Annotated in this window: 20 protein-coding genes and 1 riboswitch; of the genes, 11 read left to right on the top strand and 9 right to left on the bottom strand. The window is 43.5% G+C overall.

Translation table 11 applies throughout. The features are described 5' to 3' along the window. The first annotated feature begins 88 nt into the window (after positions 1 to 88). The 3 genes from ABWW58_RS11570 (at position 89) to ABWW58_RS11560 (ending at position 1,674) form a co-directional block, all read left to right on the top strand. Entirely contained in the window at positions 89 to 814 is a 726-nt protein-coding gene (locus ABWW58_RS11570) for a YczE/YyaS/YitT family protein (RefSeq protein ID WP_353869289.1), read from the top strand. Between the two features lie 90 nt (positions 815 to 904). Next, positions 905 to 1,060 carry a DUF1540 domain-containing protein gene (locus ABWW58_RS11565; protein ID WP_093673208.1) on the top strand — a complete coding sequence of 52 codons (156 nt, stop codon included), beginning with the start codon at positions 905 to 907 and terminating at the stop codon, positions 1,058 to 1,060. Positions 1,061 to 1,218: 158 nt separating this feature from the next. Beyond that, positions 1,219 to 1,674, top strand: coding sequence for a DUF4183 domain-containing protein (locus ABWW58_RS11560; protein ID WP_353869288.1), 456 nt, complete (start codon positions 1,219 to 1,221; stop codon positions 1,672 to 1,674). A gap of 130 nt (positions 1,675 to 1,804) precedes the next feature. Here ABWW58_RS11560 and ABWW58_RS11555 read toward each other — a convergent pair whose 3' ends face one another. From ABWW58_RS11555 to ABWW58_RS11545, 3 genes are all read right to left on the bottom strand, one after another. Next, on the bottom strand, positions 1,805 to 2,089 hold the full coding sequence (locus ABWW58_RS11555) for a DUF4183 domain-containing protein (RefSeq protein ID WP_353869287.1): 285 nt from the start codon (positions 2,087 to 2,089) through the stop codon (positions 1,805 to 1,807). 164 nt (positions 2,090 to 2,253) lie between these two features. Then, positions 2,254 to 2,736, bottom strand: a complete 483-nt coding sequence (locus ABWW58_RS11550; protein ID WP_353869286.1) for a GNAT family N-acetyltransferase — start codon at positions 2,734 to 2,736, stop codon at positions 2,254 to 2,256. Continuing rightward, positions 2,733 to 3,647 carry a LysR family transcriptional regulator gene (locus ABWW58_RS11545; protein ID WP_353869285.1) on the bottom strand — a complete coding sequence of 305 codons (915 nt, stop codon included), beginning with the start codon at positions 3,645 to 3,647 and terminating at the stop codon, positions 2,733 to 2,735. The genes ABWW58_RS11550 and ABWW58_RS11545 overlap by 4 nt, the downstream gene beginning before the upstream one ends. A 110-nt stretch (positions 3,648 to 3,757) precedes the next feature. On the opposite strand from ABWW58_RS11545, the gene ABWW58_RS11540 reads away from it, so the two are divergent. Continuing rightward, the gene (locus ABWW58_RS11540; protein WP_353869284.1) at positions 3,758 to 5,218 is read left to right on the top strand and encodes an MFS transporter; all 1,461 of its coding nucleotides are present in this window, start codon (positions 3,758 to 3,760) and stop codon (positions 5,216 to 5,218) included. 47 nt (positions 5,219 to 5,265) lie between these two features. On the opposite strand, the gene ABWW58_RS11535 is transcribed toward ABWW58_RS11540, so the two are convergent. From ABWW58_RS11535 to ABWW58_RS11520, 4 genes are read right to left on the bottom strand one after another with little or no spacing between them, the layout of a single operon-like run. Then, positions 5,266 to 6,045, bottom strand: a complete 780-nt coding sequence (locus ABWW58_RS11535; protein WP_353869283.1) for a flavodoxin family protein — start codon at positions 6,043 to 6,045, stop codon at positions 5,266 to 5,268. Next, positions 6,035 to 6,409: a DUF488 domain-containing protein gene (locus ABWW58_RS11530; protein ID WP_353869282.1), complete on the bottom strand. Its 375-nt coding sequence runs from the start codon at positions 6,407 to 6,409 to the stop codon at positions 6,035 to 6,037. The genes ABWW58_RS11535 and ABWW58_RS11530 overlap by 11 nt, the downstream gene beginning before the upstream one ends. 16 nt (positions 6,410 to 6,425) lie before the next feature. Further along, on the bottom strand, positions 6,426 to 6,689 hold the full coding sequence (locus ABWW58_RS11525; protein ID WP_353869281.1) for a ferredoxin: 264 nt from the start codon (positions 6,687 to 6,689) through the stop codon (positions 6,426 to 6,428). 33 nt (positions 6,690 to 6,722) lie between these two features. Beyond that, complete coding sequence (locus ABWW58_RS11520) at positions 6,723 to 7,031, bottom strand: cupin domain-containing protein (RefSeq protein WP_353869280.1); 309 nt, start codon at positions 7,029 to 7,031, stop codon at positions 6,723 to 6,725. 185 nt (positions 7,032 to 7,216) lie between these two features. Between ABWW58_RS11520 and ABWW58_RS11515 the strand changes: the two genes are divergently transcribed. From ABWW58_RS11515 to ABWW58_RS11490, 6 genes are all read left to right on the top strand, one after another. Further along, complete coding sequence (locus tag ABWW58_RS11515; RefSeq protein ID WP_353869279.1) at positions 7,217 to 7,879, top strand: Crp/Fnr family transcriptional regulator; 663 nt, start codon at positions 7,217 to 7,219, stop codon at positions 7,877 to 7,879. 101 nt (positions 7,880 to 7,980) lie between these two features. Beyond that, a complete protein-coding gene (locus ABWW58_RS11510) occupies positions 7,981 to 8,592 on the top strand; it encodes a type 1 glutamine amidotransferase family protein (protein WP_353869278.1) in 612 nt (203 codons plus the stop codon). Between the two features lie 70 nt (positions 8,593 to 8,662). After that, positions 8,663 to 9,220 (top strand): cysteine hydrolase family protein, encoded by a 558-nt coding sequence (locus ABWW58_RS11505; RefSeq protein ID WP_353869277.1) that lies wholly within the window; start codon positions 8,663 to 8,665, stop codon positions 9,218 to 9,220. A 141-nt stretch (positions 9,221 to 9,361) separates the two neighbouring features. Continuing rightward, the gene (locus ABWW58_RS11500; protein WP_353869276.1) at positions 9,362 to 9,592 is read left to right on the top strand and encodes a hypothetical protein; all 231 of its coding nucleotides are present in this window, start codon (positions 9,362 to 9,364) and stop codon (positions 9,590 to 9,592) included. A gap of 416 nt (positions 9,593 to 10,008) precedes the next feature. Next, a riboswitch (SAM riboswitch) is annotated at positions 10,009 to 10,112 on the top strand. Positions 10,113 to 10,242: 130 nt separating this feature from the next. Further along, positions 10,243 to 11,082 carry an alpha/beta fold hydrolase gene (locus ABWW58_RS11495; RefSeq protein WP_353869275.1) on the top strand — a complete coding sequence of 280 codons (840 nt, stop codon included), beginning with the start codon at positions 10,243 to 10,245 and terminating at the stop codon, positions 11,080 to 11,082. A gap of 252 nt (positions 11,083 to 11,334) precedes the next feature. Further along, positions 11,335 to 11,580, top strand: coding sequence for a putative immunity protein (locus ABWW58_RS11490; RefSeq protein ID WP_353869274.1), 246 nt, complete (start codon positions 11,335 to 11,337; stop codon positions 11,578 to 11,580). Between the two features lie 79 nt (positions 11,581 to 11,659). On the opposite strand, the gene ABWW58_RS11485 is transcribed toward ABWW58_RS11490, so the two are convergent. Both ABWW58_RS11485 and ABWW58_RS11480 read right to left on the bottom strand, forming a co-directional pair. Beyond that, positions 11,660 to 13,021 (bottom strand): IS4 family transposase, encoded by a 1,362-nt coding sequence (locus ABWW58_RS11485; protein ID WP_353867754.1) that lies wholly within the window; start codon positions 13,019 to 13,021, stop codon positions 11,660 to 11,662. A 180-nt stretch (positions 13,022 to 13,201) separates the two neighbouring features. Then, positions 13,202 to 14,497 (bottom strand): RNA-binding domain-containing protein, encoded by a 1,296-nt coding sequence (locus ABWW58_RS11480; protein WP_353869273.1) that lies wholly within the window; start codon positions 14,495 to 14,497, stop codon positions 13,202 to 13,204. A 217-nt stretch (positions 14,498 to 14,714) separates the two neighbouring features. On the opposite strand from ABWW58_RS11480, the gene ABWW58_RS11475 reads away from it, so the two are divergent. Next, on the top strand, positions 14,715 to 14,894 hold the full coding sequence (locus ABWW58_RS11475; RefSeq protein WP_353869272.1) for a hypothetical protein: 180 nt from the start codon (positions 14,715 to 14,717) through the stop codon (positions 14,892 to 14,894). The last annotated feature ends 2 nt before the right edge of the window (positions 14,895 to 14,896 follow it).

Raw genomic sequence — 14,896 nt, 5'->3', positions numbered from 1 at the left:
AAGAATATAGCGCCCTGCTGACTATTCTTCACCACCATCCTATGCATTCATGGGATAAGAAAGATTTAAGTAAAGGAAGGAAATGTTCGTGTACGCTAAGCATGTATTGCCCGCCCACACCCACAGTCATAATGAAAATCTAGTGTACTTTATGATCTCGATTATTTTTAACGCCTTTGGAAATGCGCTGACTGTCTCACTGAATCTGGGAAGTGCGCTTTGGACGGCGTCAGCAGTGAATTTCACTGCGCTGACAAGTATACCATTGAGTTTGATCTTGTTTGCCTCAGGCGTTCTTGTCATCATTATCAATGCCTTAATTATTGGTAAAATCGATTGGCACCGCATTATCGGTAATATGATTTTCATGGTTCCATTCAGTTATTTGATCGGACTAATCAGCGCATATCTCGTTGCTATCGGGATCAATGAATTGCCGCTTATTGTGCGTGTTGCGCTCGATATAGTTGGTGTATGCTTTATCTCGCTTGCCATCTCTATTTATCAGCGAGTGAATTTGATGCTTCATCCATGCGATGATTTGATGCAGATTATTCGCTTTAAATTTTTTAAAGGCAGTGCGACGGTCGCTCAGCTTGTAACTTTTTCCCCACCGATTGTAATCATCCTTATTTGCTGGATTGATGCACATCAACTCTATGCAATCAACATCGGCACTATTTTTGCACTATTATTTCAAGGTTCGCTGGTTGGTGTCTTTGATAAAACGGTGTTCCCGACACTCAAGCATCAGACTAGTGATCGTGGCCAAGTGAGCAGTAAGAGCCGAAAACATCATAGTCTGAACATGTAATAATGCATAATAAACAGTGAATCAAACCGATCTGTTGTCGTATTGATCCCTCGGAGCTTGCTAATACTAGTTCCGGAGGAGGTGAGCGACTTGGCTAAAGATGTGCTCTGTGAGGTAAACAATTGTACGTTTTGGGATGAAGGAAACCATTGCTCTGCGAACGCCATTTATGTCATTAGTCATAAAGGCAAGCAGGCATCAAATGTCGAAGAAACAGACTGTAAGACGTTTAAACCGGAAAAATGACAGGTGAAAAATGTAATGATGAAAAAGCGAGTGGGCGCTGTGTCCGCTTGCTTTTTCACTGTCAAATAAAGAATATCGGCAACACGGGCAGATGCACAAACAGGTAGTTAAATGACTTAATAAGCTATGGTATCAATGTGCGAGGCAGGTGGTATGTGTTGACCGATTTCTTTGACAGACCGGACGATTATAGCTTAAGGAAAAGAAAAGAAGTACCAGACCGCCGAATTCAAAAAACGAAGCTGCATTCAGAAAAAAGAGACATAAATACAAATACAAATTCAAATGGAGTTAATCAGACAATTACGATTAATTGCAGTGGATCAGTTCCTGTTCCGGGAAGCGTGCTCAAAGCGGAAACAACCTACTATATCGCAACCGGGGTTGAGGGAAAACAAACGTATACAAATACGGATGGATTAGCACAGTATGGGAGTCAGGATATACCTGATCCGGAACGTGTCAGTTATTTTAATTTGTTTGTCAATGGAATGCTTCAACCGTCCACATTTTACAAGGTATCCGCCGGATCTTTGGCCATTACGGGTCCCAATGATGTACTGACTACAGGTGCGCCAATTGTTCTTCAATCCATTAAAATTGAATCGGCATAGAAAAAGGGTGCTCAACAGTCAATGCTGGTGAGACACCCTCTTCTTCGTTATCCGTCACCGTGATCTATCAATTTTTTTGATAGTTCTTGCGGCCACTGTTGGGACGAATCGCTTTCATAGCCGATCATTATTAGTTGACGACAAAAGCTACTGTGATTGGCGTTGCGCCATCAAGCGTATCGCCGTCCGGAATTGTGATGGCGGTTGTTGTAACCGTAGAGGTATCAGAGGTTTGGATAACGCCATTAATGTAGAGCTCATAATAGGCGAAAGAGCTTGGGAACGCAGTTGCTGCGGCACCGGTGTCATCAGTAAAGCTGGTTGCTGTTACTGCAAAGGTTGCACCTGTACCTGTTCCTTCACCAAGCGTTGAAGCGAATTTTCTACTGGCCATAAAAGATTTAATGATAGGCATAAATAGTCACCCTTTTTGAATGAGTTTAACTGTGCGCGGAAACGTATTTCCTTTTGTACAGCTAATCTAATTTATGCTTGGTTGTCCTCTTGCGCTACGTATAGATGATTCAAGAGAAATGCGGCTTTTTGCAGAGAAGGAATACAAGAAGAAAGCGATCTGAATTACAGCCTTTTATTCATAGTAAACCACTGAATACCTCCATGCTGCGATTCTGAAATGCCCTGATTTACATAGCCGTTCTTCTCGTAGAAGGGGATAAGCGATTGACGACAGGTGAGTGTTACGGTTAATCGACCTTGTTCACGAGCCTGATTTTCAAAGGAGCGGAGCAGCTCGCCTGCAATACCCTTTCCTTGATGGCCAGGAGCGACGACAATGCCCAGAATACTTTGGTAACCGCCATTGTTCGGATTAGCTTTGGTTGTTTCGAATAAATCGTCAGTGATAAACGGAATCGGAATGACCGGACCGTTCACATAGCCAATGATCTTGTCCTTTTCTTCGGCAATTAAGAACGTATCGGGAATCGTTTCAATTCGATTGATGAACGCCTGCTTCGTTGCTGCTTCTTCGGGTGTAAAGCCTGTATTTTCAAGACTAATGAGCTGCTCCAAATCATTTATGCGGACCTGTCTGATTTTCATCTTGCCTTCTCCCCATTCATGTTATTTTCTTTAAAAAGTTCAATGAACCGGCGCGCCTTTTTCGTTACATAACGGTCCTTTAACCAGATAATGCCGACATCCGATTGAATGGTGATATCGGGAAGCTCAAACATCTTGATGTCCGCGACAGAAAAGGCGGACAACACAGATTTAGGCAGGATGGTTACGCCGATTCCGGCAATCACTAAGGAAATAGTAATCGAGACGCTGGAACATTCGCAAACAATATTTGGCTCAAACCCTAATCGTCGGCATTCGTTGACGATTTTTTCATTAAGCTGTACGGTTTTGTCGCTCTTCAAAGCGATGAGCGGTGTCGTTGCCAAATCCTTTAATAAAAAAGTGGATTTTCCTCCCAAGTTTCCACTTGTAGGCACGATCATCACAAACGGATCGGAGGGCAGTCTTAGCGTTTCGTATTTGCCTGGGTCATTATTGGATTCAAACGGCAATCTTGTGACAACCAGTTCAATGCTGCGGTTCTCCAAATAGTCCCCCAAAACGACATGATCGCCTTCTAGAATCTTGAAGGTGACCTGCGGATAACGCTGGCGGAAGTAGGCGATTTTCTCCGGCAACAAAGAAGCACAGGAAAACACGGATCCGATAGTGAGCATTCCTTTGATGCCGAGATTTAGTTCCTGAATCTCGGTAACGGTCTCGTCCATCTGCCCGAGAATGGCTTCCGCTTTGGCTCGCAGAACGACTCCGGCCTCAGTCAGTTTCATGCGTTTTCCTTGCCGATCAAATAGAACCGCGCCCAGTTCTTCCTCAATCAACTTCAATTGCCGACTCAATGGCGGTTGTTCAATAGTTAATTTCTTAGCAGCGCGCGTAATTTGGCCTTCCTTCGCGATGGCCAAGAAATAGCGGAGTTGCCGGATATCCATCGATGAACCTCCCTATACCTTATTGGTATGACAAACAAATAAAACAGATATTTTCTATATAGATAGACGAATGATATCATAAAACTTAGGAAGTAAAAAGGGGGAAGAAGATGAAAACCCAACGGATTTCGGTCATTGTTACTAACCAGCCGGGTATCTTAGCACAGGTTTCCCAACTTTTTAGCCAATATGGATTAAACATTGATGCATTAACGGTTGGCACTTATAAGGAAATGCATACTTCTAAAATGAAAATTTCGCTGAAATCTGAGCCTACTGTTCTTGAACGGGTGATCGGTCAGCTTAATGATTTGGTGGGTGTGCTCCATGTGAAGGTTGCGCGCCCTGTTCTGTCAGGAAATACAGTAAGCGGAAAATTGAGTGCGCTCTTTTCGAAACGCGCCGTCGCTTTTTGGCTTGTCGCATATAGTTTATGCATTACTCTTCTTGGGACAAATATACCCTCGCCACTGCTCGCTGTTTATCGCGCTCAGTGGCATTTGTCGCCGAGTTTGGTCACGTTACTTTTCGCAATCTATGCGGTTGTCGTCATTCCAACGATTATTATCTCCGGTCAGCTGTCCGATCAATTGGGACGGAAGAAGCTGCTGACTCCAGGTGTCTTTTTTATCATTGTCGGATCACTATTATTCGCACTTTCTACCAACTTTACGATGCTGCTCATCGCACGAATTTTTCAAGGACTATCCGTTGGGATGATGAATGGGGTTGCGGTTGCGGCATTAACGGAACTTGATACAAAACAGAATCGGATTAAAGCGGCATTTGTCGGATCAATGGCTGTGACGGTGGGTAATGCACTTGGCCCTGTTTTATCAGGAGCTCTGGGTGAATATGCGCCCTTTCCCATGCAGCTGGCCTATCTTTTTCACATGGTCCTAGCGATTCCCGGCTTTATCGGTCTATTTTACATGAGCGAAAAAGTGAAACGACCTGTCGCTATTCATGTACGCCGCCCGGCTGTTCCACGTGCCCTAATCGGTCGTTTTTATCTCTCCGGTATGACCTCGTTCATTGCTTGGTCAATCATGAGCTTGATGCTGTCGATCATCCCGAGCTATACGAACCAATTGGTGGGGAGCTCAAATTTAGCGGTTGCCGGTGCGATTGTCGCGCTTGTGCTCAGCATTTCGACCGTCAGCCAGATTGTTCTCAAACGCATAGCGCTCCAAAAGCTGTCAATTATCGGCTTTATCGTGATGATCGCCGGTCTTGCCTCGCTGATTGCCGTATTGGAAACGAAATCGTTGATCTTTTTGGTCCTGACCACTTTGTTGATTGGCTTTGGCCATGGTCCGGCTTTTGCCGGAAGTCTTGCGCTGACCAATCATATTTCACCGGATGAATCGCGCGGCGATATTATCGCGTCGTTCTATGTGCTTACCTATCTCGGCGTCAGTCTTCCAATCCTTGGACTCGGGATCGTTTCGCATTGGACGGGCCTGAACGGTGCTATTCTTCTCTACGTTCTACTAATGACACTGATGATGCTGGTTGGCATCGCATTTTGGCTTGCAGACCGGCAGCGTGAGCAAAAAGTGGAGCAATAAAAAAGGCTGTCCTGTGTCATTATGTACAGGGCAGCTTTTTACAGTTGTTAAGAACGTCGGTGTTTTAATACGGCAAAATAACGGAGCATTAATGACAGGAACAGGTAGCTCAGCACAACAAATGAGAGATAATTGATCCAAAAGTGATGCAGCTGAATCATGTGCAGGGCACTGAGCCCTTGCTGGATACCCATGACAACCAGAATGGTCACGGCCAGCATGAAAAACAGCTGAATGTAGCGTTTCAATGTAAATCCCCCTCTCTGCATTTGCTTCGGAATCTGTGCGCCAATCTTTTTGCATGCTTCGTATTTGGCGGGCGGCAAGGAATGGACGCCATATGTGTCCGTGCAGACCGCTTCAGAGAGACGATGCATACCTGCAGCGCTGAGTGGCAAGTCCATGGCTTTAAACGTTTGGTCAGTGATACCGCTGAGCCGATTGATCCATTTTTTTGCCATACAGCTCGTGATCAGCACATAGCCTTTTCCTTGATAGCTGCCGGGAAGCAGGTCGCCCTTTGAAGAATAATGGATCAATTCGGGACGCAGATTGTCCAAAAACTGTTTCATTGATCCGGAAATGTTGCCCCAATAGGTTGGAGAAGCAAGAACAAAGCAATCAGCCCCGCGGAGTACGGTGTTCAGCTTTTGACGCCTTTCGTGATCGCCTCCGGACTCCATTTGATTTAATGTATCGGCGTCCAAATAGATGTTTTGAACGGTGCACCCTTGTTCTTTTGCACCTTCCAAAACGGCGGCAAGCATTTGTGATGTCAAACCGTCAGGATTCATCGTACCGAGTATGCCGATCACGTTAATCGTCATCGCTGTTCTCCTTGTTCTTAATAAAATCAAGCAGTACCAACGCGTGATTGCACGTCGGACTTTTTGCCGCATAAAGCAGAGTGACCGGTTGCGTACGGCTAAGTTTCATTAATGTCTCGACACCACGCTGCTTCGCTTCATCCTCAGACAATTCCTTTTGATAAGCTTCTTGAAAGCGAGTGAATTTTGCCGGTTCATGATTGAACCATTTTCGCAGCTCCGGACTCGGTGTGACGGATTTCATCCAGTCATCAAGACGGGCATGTTCCTTTGACATGCCGCGCGGCCAAATACGATCAACGAGAATGCGCAAGCCGTCAGAGTCCTGCACCGGTTCATAAATACGTTTAATCTGAATGCTCATTTTAACTCGGGCTTTCTTATTCATTAGTGTCTGAATGACCAAGTGTGTCAAAAGGATGGTCGGATACCAGTATTGATTCGGTCGGGCAACCTTCATAAGCATCCTCGAGATCCATAAGCAACTCTTCCGGAATTGGTTTGATCCCTTTATTGTCGTCAATAATTGAAAAGGCAAGACCCTGATCGTCATAATTGAAAATGTCCGGAGCAGCCATTTCACATGCACCGCAAGAGATGCACGTATCACGATCGACTCGTGTGTACTTAGGCTTTTCTCCCATGGAAATCACTTCCCTATTTATTTTTCGAGTCAATCAGCATCCGCGTACGGGACCGGCGGTTGATTTAACGAGAATGACATCACTGTCTTCCTCGGCACGCACGGCATGCAGTTCCTGAGCGTTCAGGTGCACAAGCTTACCGGGTACAAGATGTTCCGATTGACCAGACGCGGTGAAAACAATGGCACCGCGCACGGGAATTACGGTCACTTCCGCATCGCCGCCGTGATGTTCGGGAATTTCCTGTCCTTTTTGCAGGGATAAATGCATAACGGTCTGGTATTCGTCATGATAAAGGCGTTCCTTTAAAGCTGTTTGATTTTGGCATGTAAGAAGTTGCATGGGTGTTCGCTCCTTTAATATATAGATACATTTTATCGTACTTTAATTGAGAAATTCTATCATCTATACTATATAATAACGCTAATCGATTTGAACATGACCGAGATCAAGTTTCGACTTATTCTATAGAAAAAGCCATTATAGCATGGAATGGTGATGAAAAATGAAAGGAAGGAGGGTGTTCGATGTCTGAATTAAAGGCGGCCGGCTGGTTTCAAGAGTTTACGGATGACGCGCTGAAGCAAGTGGTTTCAATGGGGGTAATGAAACAATACCGTGCTAAAGAGGCAGTGTTTGTTCAAGGGGAACCTCTGACCCATTACTTTTTTGTTGTGGATGGACTGATCCATGCCTATCATCAAAATAGGGAAGGGAAGAAGTGGATCGCAAGTCTGTTCTCGTGTGGTGACCTGTTTCCGCATACCGGTTTGGTTGATGATGAAAATCGATATCCGGCGAATGGTGAGACGATTACACCGTGTCTGCTTTTTGTAATCAAAAGGGAGAAGATGCATGAACTGATGCGCAGCTATCCTTCCCTCGAACGCCGACTCACGCAATTCTTTGCTAAGAAAAGTCAGGAGCTGATGAATCGATATGCTGATTCTGTTCTTGAGCCTGCGCTCGTTCAACTTGTTTCGTTGTTGAAGCGGCTCGTGCAGCAATCAGGCACTAAGGCGACGGATGGTTGGGTACTTATCTCGACAATGATGACAGAACAGGATATGGCGGGATATATTGGTGTCACACCGGAAACCGTCAGCCGTTTATTGAACCGCCTCTATCGTGAGAAGCGCGCTAAATCCGCCGGTCGGGGCAAAATTTACATTGATCTCGATAAGTGTTGATCAGCTTCAATACAAATCTGTTATACTTTTATAAATGAAAACGAGAATGCCTATGCAACTTACTTTGCGTAAGTAACACGAGCAAGAAAGGATGAGCAGAGGTGACTGCAAAGGAGATATTATTTGTACTTTTGGAAGAATACGCTGACTGGGAAGGTGCCTACCTTGCCTCCGAAATTATGAGAGGCTCAGGAGCAGGAACAAACGATTATTGTGTTAAGACAGTATCTTTAACAAAGGAGCCGGTTCATTCGATCGGAGGATTCACCGTTATTCCGGACTATGACATCGATTCGGTGGATGATCAGTTCTATGGATTAATTCTCATTGGTGGTAACTCGTGGCGAAAGGAATCCAGTAAAAAGATCATACCGCTCATAAAAAGGGCATTAGAAAAGAACGTTGTCTTAGGCGCTATTTGTGACGCCACGGTATTTTTGGGAATGCACGGATTTCTCAATGAAGGTAAGCATACAAGCAATCAGCTGGAGAAATTGAAGAAAGCGGCAGGGGAAAATTATAGCGGCGAAAAAGAGTATATAGATCAACAAGCTGTCCGTAGTGCTAATAGAATCACCGCTAATGGAACTGCCGCTTTAGAATTTTCAAAAGAAGTTTTAGTGGCGCTGGGCATGAAGGATGAAGCTGAAGCAGATGATTGGTACACTTTTCATAAACTTGGCTACTACGAATATATCAAACAATTGAATTAGTACTAGTTAATGAGGCGTCTGATTAGAGACAAACTTGGCGACTAGTGCAAACGGTAAAGGAGTGCTGCTGATGAACCAGGCTTTACTTGTTATTGACTCGCAACTGACGCTGATTGAGGGTGATTCACAGGAGCCCGGCGTATATAATAAAGAAGAGTTGTTTCGGAAAATCAATCTTGTAATCGAAAAAGCTGTGGGATCGAATATTCCCATAGTCTTTGTCCGCGACACCAGTGTATCCGGCGGTGAAGGAGAAGGATTCCAGGTTCACCCGGCAATTCATATACCGGATGATGCTGAGATTTTTAATAAAAGCGCAACAAGTTCTTTTTATCACACACCTTTATTAAAATTCCTTCAGGAGCATGGTAGTGAACATCTTGTTATTGTAGGATGTAAGACCGAATATTGTATTGATACCGCCGTTCGAATGGCTACGGTCAACGGCTTTGATGTCACACTGGTCGGTGATGCCCACTCGACTGCGGATACTCCGATATTATCTGCGGCGCAGATTATCCAACATCACAATCGAGTGCTGAACGGTTACGACAATGACGACCATTTCTCGCTGGTACTGAATTCAGACGAGGACGTGTTTCAACCGACGCATAACAACTATCGTTAATGTGGGTCATTTGAATCGAATAGGCAATGGCAGGAGGGATAGCATTGACGCTATCCCTCATTTTGTGTGCGTTCATTTGATGAGATGCGGAACGAAAGAAAGAATCGTGCGCCAGGGGAGACACCGCTGGCATGCGTCTGTTTGAGGAGGCTCCCAGATCGCCGCGGCAAGCGAGCAGCTGAAGCGACGCTCGTTCAAGTCACAAGGTTAACGGATCAAAGCTCCATACAGATTGACAGCAGAGGACCAGGCGCTTTCGCTCAATTTTTCTTACAAGTAAAAAATCTTATGATTTTGTCCCACTGGTACGACGATAAGCGTCATAAGAGGCTGATTCCCCATCCGAACTTATCGGTTGGGCGATCAGGTTAAGCGTTAAATCTGATAAATAAACGGAAAAATTCCGCTTAATTAGAAAATTAATGAAAAAATTGCTTAAATAGACGGAGAAATTCCGCTTATCGAATCGAAAAACGTGAAAATGGAGGATTTTTCTGTGCTTAACCGGAAAAATTACCCTTATTTACCTGTGAAACAAGCGTCATGATGCATATAACCGGAAAAACTCCGCTTTTTTTATTCCGTCCACGTTACTTAATCAAGGATCAAAATGATTCATGAACTAGAACTGTTTGATCAAGACAAGCTTGATGATTCAAAACCGCATTTAGTGAAAGTCACCGTATCCTGTGGAAGTAAAGACCAGGTTTGCCCCGTTTTTCTTATTGACACAGGTGGGAATAGTGCTATAATACAATAAATCACACCTAAATACTTGGTTATATGTTTGTTTATCCAGAGAGGGTAAAGGATCTGGCCTGATGATCCCTCAGCAGCGGACCTTGCAAAGAGGTACTGTGCTAAATCCAGCGGTAATCCCGGCAGATAAACAGAACCTGTAAAGAGGTTTTCTGAACACGGGAAATCTCTTTTTTATTTGCCTCAATAAATGGATAAATAGTCATCTGAGCTAGTCCGAGAAAAATTAAGGGTGATTAAAAAACGAAAAAGGGTGAATGAACATGGCAGAACACTATTTTGAAGTAGAGCCAGGTATTGAGTTGCACTATCGTGATGAAGGGAGTGGACGGCCGCTCATTTTTATTCCGGGTTGGACATTCAGTATTGATGTATTTGAAAAACAGATTGCTTACTTCTCCACGCGTTATCGCGTGATTGCGGTAGATCCACGAAATCATGGAAAATCAACGATCAGTGTAAACAGAAATACGTACGATGTGCAGGGAGCGGATCTTGGAAAATTGATCGATCACCTTGATTTAAAAAATGTCGTGTTGGCCGGTTGGTCGTTTGGTGGTTTAACCTTATGGTCTTATGTGGAACATTTTGGAACTCAAAACATTTCGGCTTCTGTCACCATTGATGTATCCCCGCGGACCCTTAGCTCGGATTCTGATGAGTGGGTAGCCGGGACACTTGAAGACCTCATCGCCGTCCACAACCATTCTCTGGATTCTGCCGAACATTATCGTCAGTTTATTGATTCATTTGCTGAAAATCTCCTATTCGATCACGCGATTACTGATGAAGAAAAGAGCCGATTTACAGCGCCAAGCTTGCGCATTCCGCATCAAATTGCCGATGCGCTCTATGTTGACGGCTGGCTTACAGACAAAAAAGCAGCAGCAAAAACGATTGATGAAGCAGTGCCCTCGTTAACATTTACTTCATCCGCGCGCTCAGATGCCGCTACGCCTTATATACAAAAAGAATTTCCAAATAGTGACGTGCATTCGTTTGGCAATCATCTGTTATTTTGGGAATATGCGGATCGATTTAATGAAATTCTAGATCAATTCCTTAGCAAACACCAACTTTCAGAGATTGTTTTACAGAGATAACAGGAAGAATAGTATAAAGCACATCAGGTTCCGAGAAACAGGTAAATGGAGAACCTATAAAATATTTTGTCTTCTTGAGTGCCTACAACTATAAAAACGTCCACAAGATTAAAGTGGGCGTTTTATTTTTTGACTATTTTCGCTGAACGGTAGGGTACTCTATATGTATCTCGTTAAGAACTATGAGCAGGTAAAAAAGGGAACATAAGATGCATATAAATGTTTGTTTAAGGAAAAGGAGCGGATTTGTCGATGAAATTTGTGGACACAGAGCGTAAAAAAGAAATTGATGCAAAGCTAAAATTGGTAAAACAACAGACAGCAGCATTATGGGCGGCTGTTTGCTCCGATCACGTCATCCGGTATTTTGAACAGGAACGTCCTCATGATGAGCGGCCTCGGCAAGCGATTGCAGCGGCTCGATCATTGGGGCGTGATAATCTATTATTGCGGGATTTTTTGACTAATCAAGCGCACAATAAAACACATTTTGATTAAGCGATTCGTCCATTTTGTGCTTTTGGCCATAATGAAGGCACATCGCTGCGAATTCTTGAAATCGAATAAATGATATAACTCAACTTTCGCACCCTAATTTGGGCAGATAAACCTTGATATAGTTGGGTAAGCTCTCAATCCATTGTGTCAGTTGACAAGTAACCCATCTTTTGATTGATTTTTTTGTTTTTGTTAGGGCGTCATGAAGAATATCCATGAGCTGCGTCAGTGCTACAGCCCAATCCAGTTCATTCATTTCGTCACAGAGTTCATAAAACATACCACCAAGGGTTCGATTATCTGTACTGCAACGGTTTTGCCAAGACAGGAGAATAAACCTTGTAAAGACAATGGTTGTGTGGCTAATCAGCAGATCGTACGATCTGCCCTGGAACTCTTTTTGAAGCTTAAGAAATGACTTCGTTGCTTTAAAAAATAATTCAATGTCCCATCTCATGCCGTACGTACGAATGATTTCCTGTTCTGTAAGTGTGCAGTCAGTACTTAAGATGGCTAGCCATTCACTTTGTTTATTGCGGTTTTGAACGAACACAACTTTGACCGGGACTCCATTAGCCATTGTGGTACGAATAGAACGTAAAATTTCTTTGTGACTGGTTACGGGCTTCGACAGTCGATACAGCGTTCTTAATCCAACCCATTGAGAGCCTACTCGATAGCGCTGATTCGTTGGTTTCACCATACCAATAACATCGATACCTTGATCGGTCAAAGCCTTGATCAAAGGTTGTTGGGTAAACCAGCTGTCCATCAGAACATAGGATGCATCAATTCCGTTCAACAAGGCCCGTTTAACCATCCCAGGGATTTGTTCAGGAGCTGTTTGTAAAGCTTCGATTCGTCTTTTATAGCCGGAACAACGCTTATCAATCGTCGAATTGATATCATTAATTTTTGCCTTTTCTTTGCTTGAACTAAGGAGTGAAAAATCAATGGGCAGGAACGTTGATCCGTCGGACCATCCTAATGTCAGCATACGAAATCCTTTGTAGTGTCTTCTCCTGGCATGGTCAAAACAATGAGCCAAAAGTTCGACGCGCTTACTGCGGTCGCGATAAAAAGATGAATCATCCAGAATGAGTACTTTAGTGTGGCAGGTGCTCGTCAAACGGCTGACTTTCATAATCGTGAATACGCTTAGTGCCGTCAGGAAGCGGCGCCAGGCAAACTTCGGGTAGTTTAAAAAACGATAAACAGCATCCTTGCCTGGTAATTCATCTGCTTTATTACTCTCCAGTAAACGATACCAATTTCTTTGGGTAAAGATCAGACGAAAAATAAGCTGAAAAAGATAACCACTGGAAAAGCCGAAGGCTTTTTGAATTCCTGCCTGACGTAAATGTTTTAGAATCTTCAACTCATCGAATTTTGCTTTTATTTCTAATGGTAGTTGATTATTTTGACCTTTTTTCGCTATCATATAGAGGGCACCTCTTCTGTTTGGTAGTGTATTTCGTCAAAATCACTATACCAAAAGTTGAGGTGTCTTTCTATTTTGTCAAGAAACATAATGAATAGGCCACAAAGTACGTTATATCAAGGGTTATTTCGGATTTTCACTCTGCGAAAGTTGAGATATAAGCAAACAATTGATCGCCAATTATTTGATTCGTTTGAGGGTATATGCTGTGTTTTTACCTTTTCCCACCTTTTCGATTAGTCCCTTGTTTATGAGCTGTTTGATAATGCGGCCGGACATGGTTTGAGAAATCTGTAAACTGTTCTCTACGTCCTTACGACTGATTCTTGTGCTTTTTCCGATCTGATCAATCACTACCTGTTCTTGATCAGACAGTAGATTTTTCTTAGATGTTGCATTCTTGTTAGGAAGCGTAATTTTAAATGCATTTTCGGAGACTTCGAATTTCGGTTTTAAGGGACAGTCATCGTAGTTGCTGATCATTTTAGGTACGCCCGTGCCATATGCTTCTACGAGTTTTAAACGATAGAAGATATGGGCTAATTTCTCGTTGCGTGTCATAGAAACGCCAAGCATGATATCGTCAATTGATAGGCCCTTGACCAAGCCGCCGATTGAAACGAATTCGATCCGGTCATCAAAAATGCTGATCAAAGTACTTGCGCTGTAAGCATAATCTCTATGAACTAAAGAATTAAGCAGAGCTTCACGCAAAGCGCCCGCAGGATAGTCCTTCATATCCACGCGGTGAAGCCCGGAAAATTCTGCTCGGGTACGATTGAACTGAGAAATATAGTCATAGACTTCGTTAAGTTGCTTGAGCAAGGAACCGTCAAATTCACGACGATCTTTAAATACCGCTTTGTCTGTCCCTTCGAAAACGGCTGCCTTAAAGGTATGCATGCATTGATCCGACAACAGCGCACCGAGATTCGTGTAAAGGCCATCCTCATTGACGATCCCCAAAGTTTTATATTGGCTTGTTCCAAAAAGAATTTGTCTCGTATTAAATTCTTTATTTGCAGCATCAAAAGTCAAATTTTGATGCAGTGAACGCATTGTCTCATAGCTGTCACCGTCTGTATCTTTTATCATTTTTCTTATCGCGCTTCCTGTGGCGGGAACGGAAGAGGGCCCTTGACGAACAAATACACCTTCCGGACGCATCCCTTTGGCAGTAAGGTAATAAGGGCTTTCCGTACCTTTCTGTACAGCTAACTTTATCACGAGCTTTCCTTCAATCATTTCCGTTTCGCAAGTGGTAAACAGTGTGACATCAGGCTTAATTGCATCTCTGATCATATTGGTCAACTTTAGCATTTCTTCATCTGGATTCGGAACACCAATGACTTCACCAGCATTTCCAATTCCTACATAAATTGTCCCTCCATCTGTATTGGCAAAAGCGACAACTGTTTTTCGAATATCATCGACAACCTGACGTTTCAGTTCAACAGTTAAGCCTTCTGCAAGCATGTTTCATTCCTCCCCTGGCTTTCTAACACATTCTAACACATTCTAACACATTCTATTCATGGGAAGTGTTAGAATAAAAGTAATAGAAAAAATTATTTGTATTGATTTCGACGGCTGGCTTGAGACAAAAAGGCAGCAGCAAAAATGATCGACGAGGCTGTACCGTCGTTACTAGTTACTTCATCCGCACGCGCAGATGCGAGAAATGAGGATCGAAGTGACGATACTGAAATGGGACCATAATTTACAAATCCGATTGTTAGGTGAAGCGATAGTTCATTTATTTTACTGGATGTATTTTCCGTTCCTGACGGTTTACTTCAGTCGGGAATTAGGCAATTCGATTGCGGGAATGCTGATGATGATTCCGCCGATTGTCAGTACTTGGGCAATTTGACC

This window comes from Sporolactobacillus caesalpiniae (assembly GCF_040513385.1).
In the GTDB taxonomy this organism is placed as follows: Bacteria; Bacillota; Bacilli; order Bacillales; family Sporolactobacillaceae; genus Sporolactobacillus.
The sequence above is the reverse complement of the archived record's forward strand: the minus strand, read 5'-3'. Positions and strand labels throughout refer to the sequence as shown.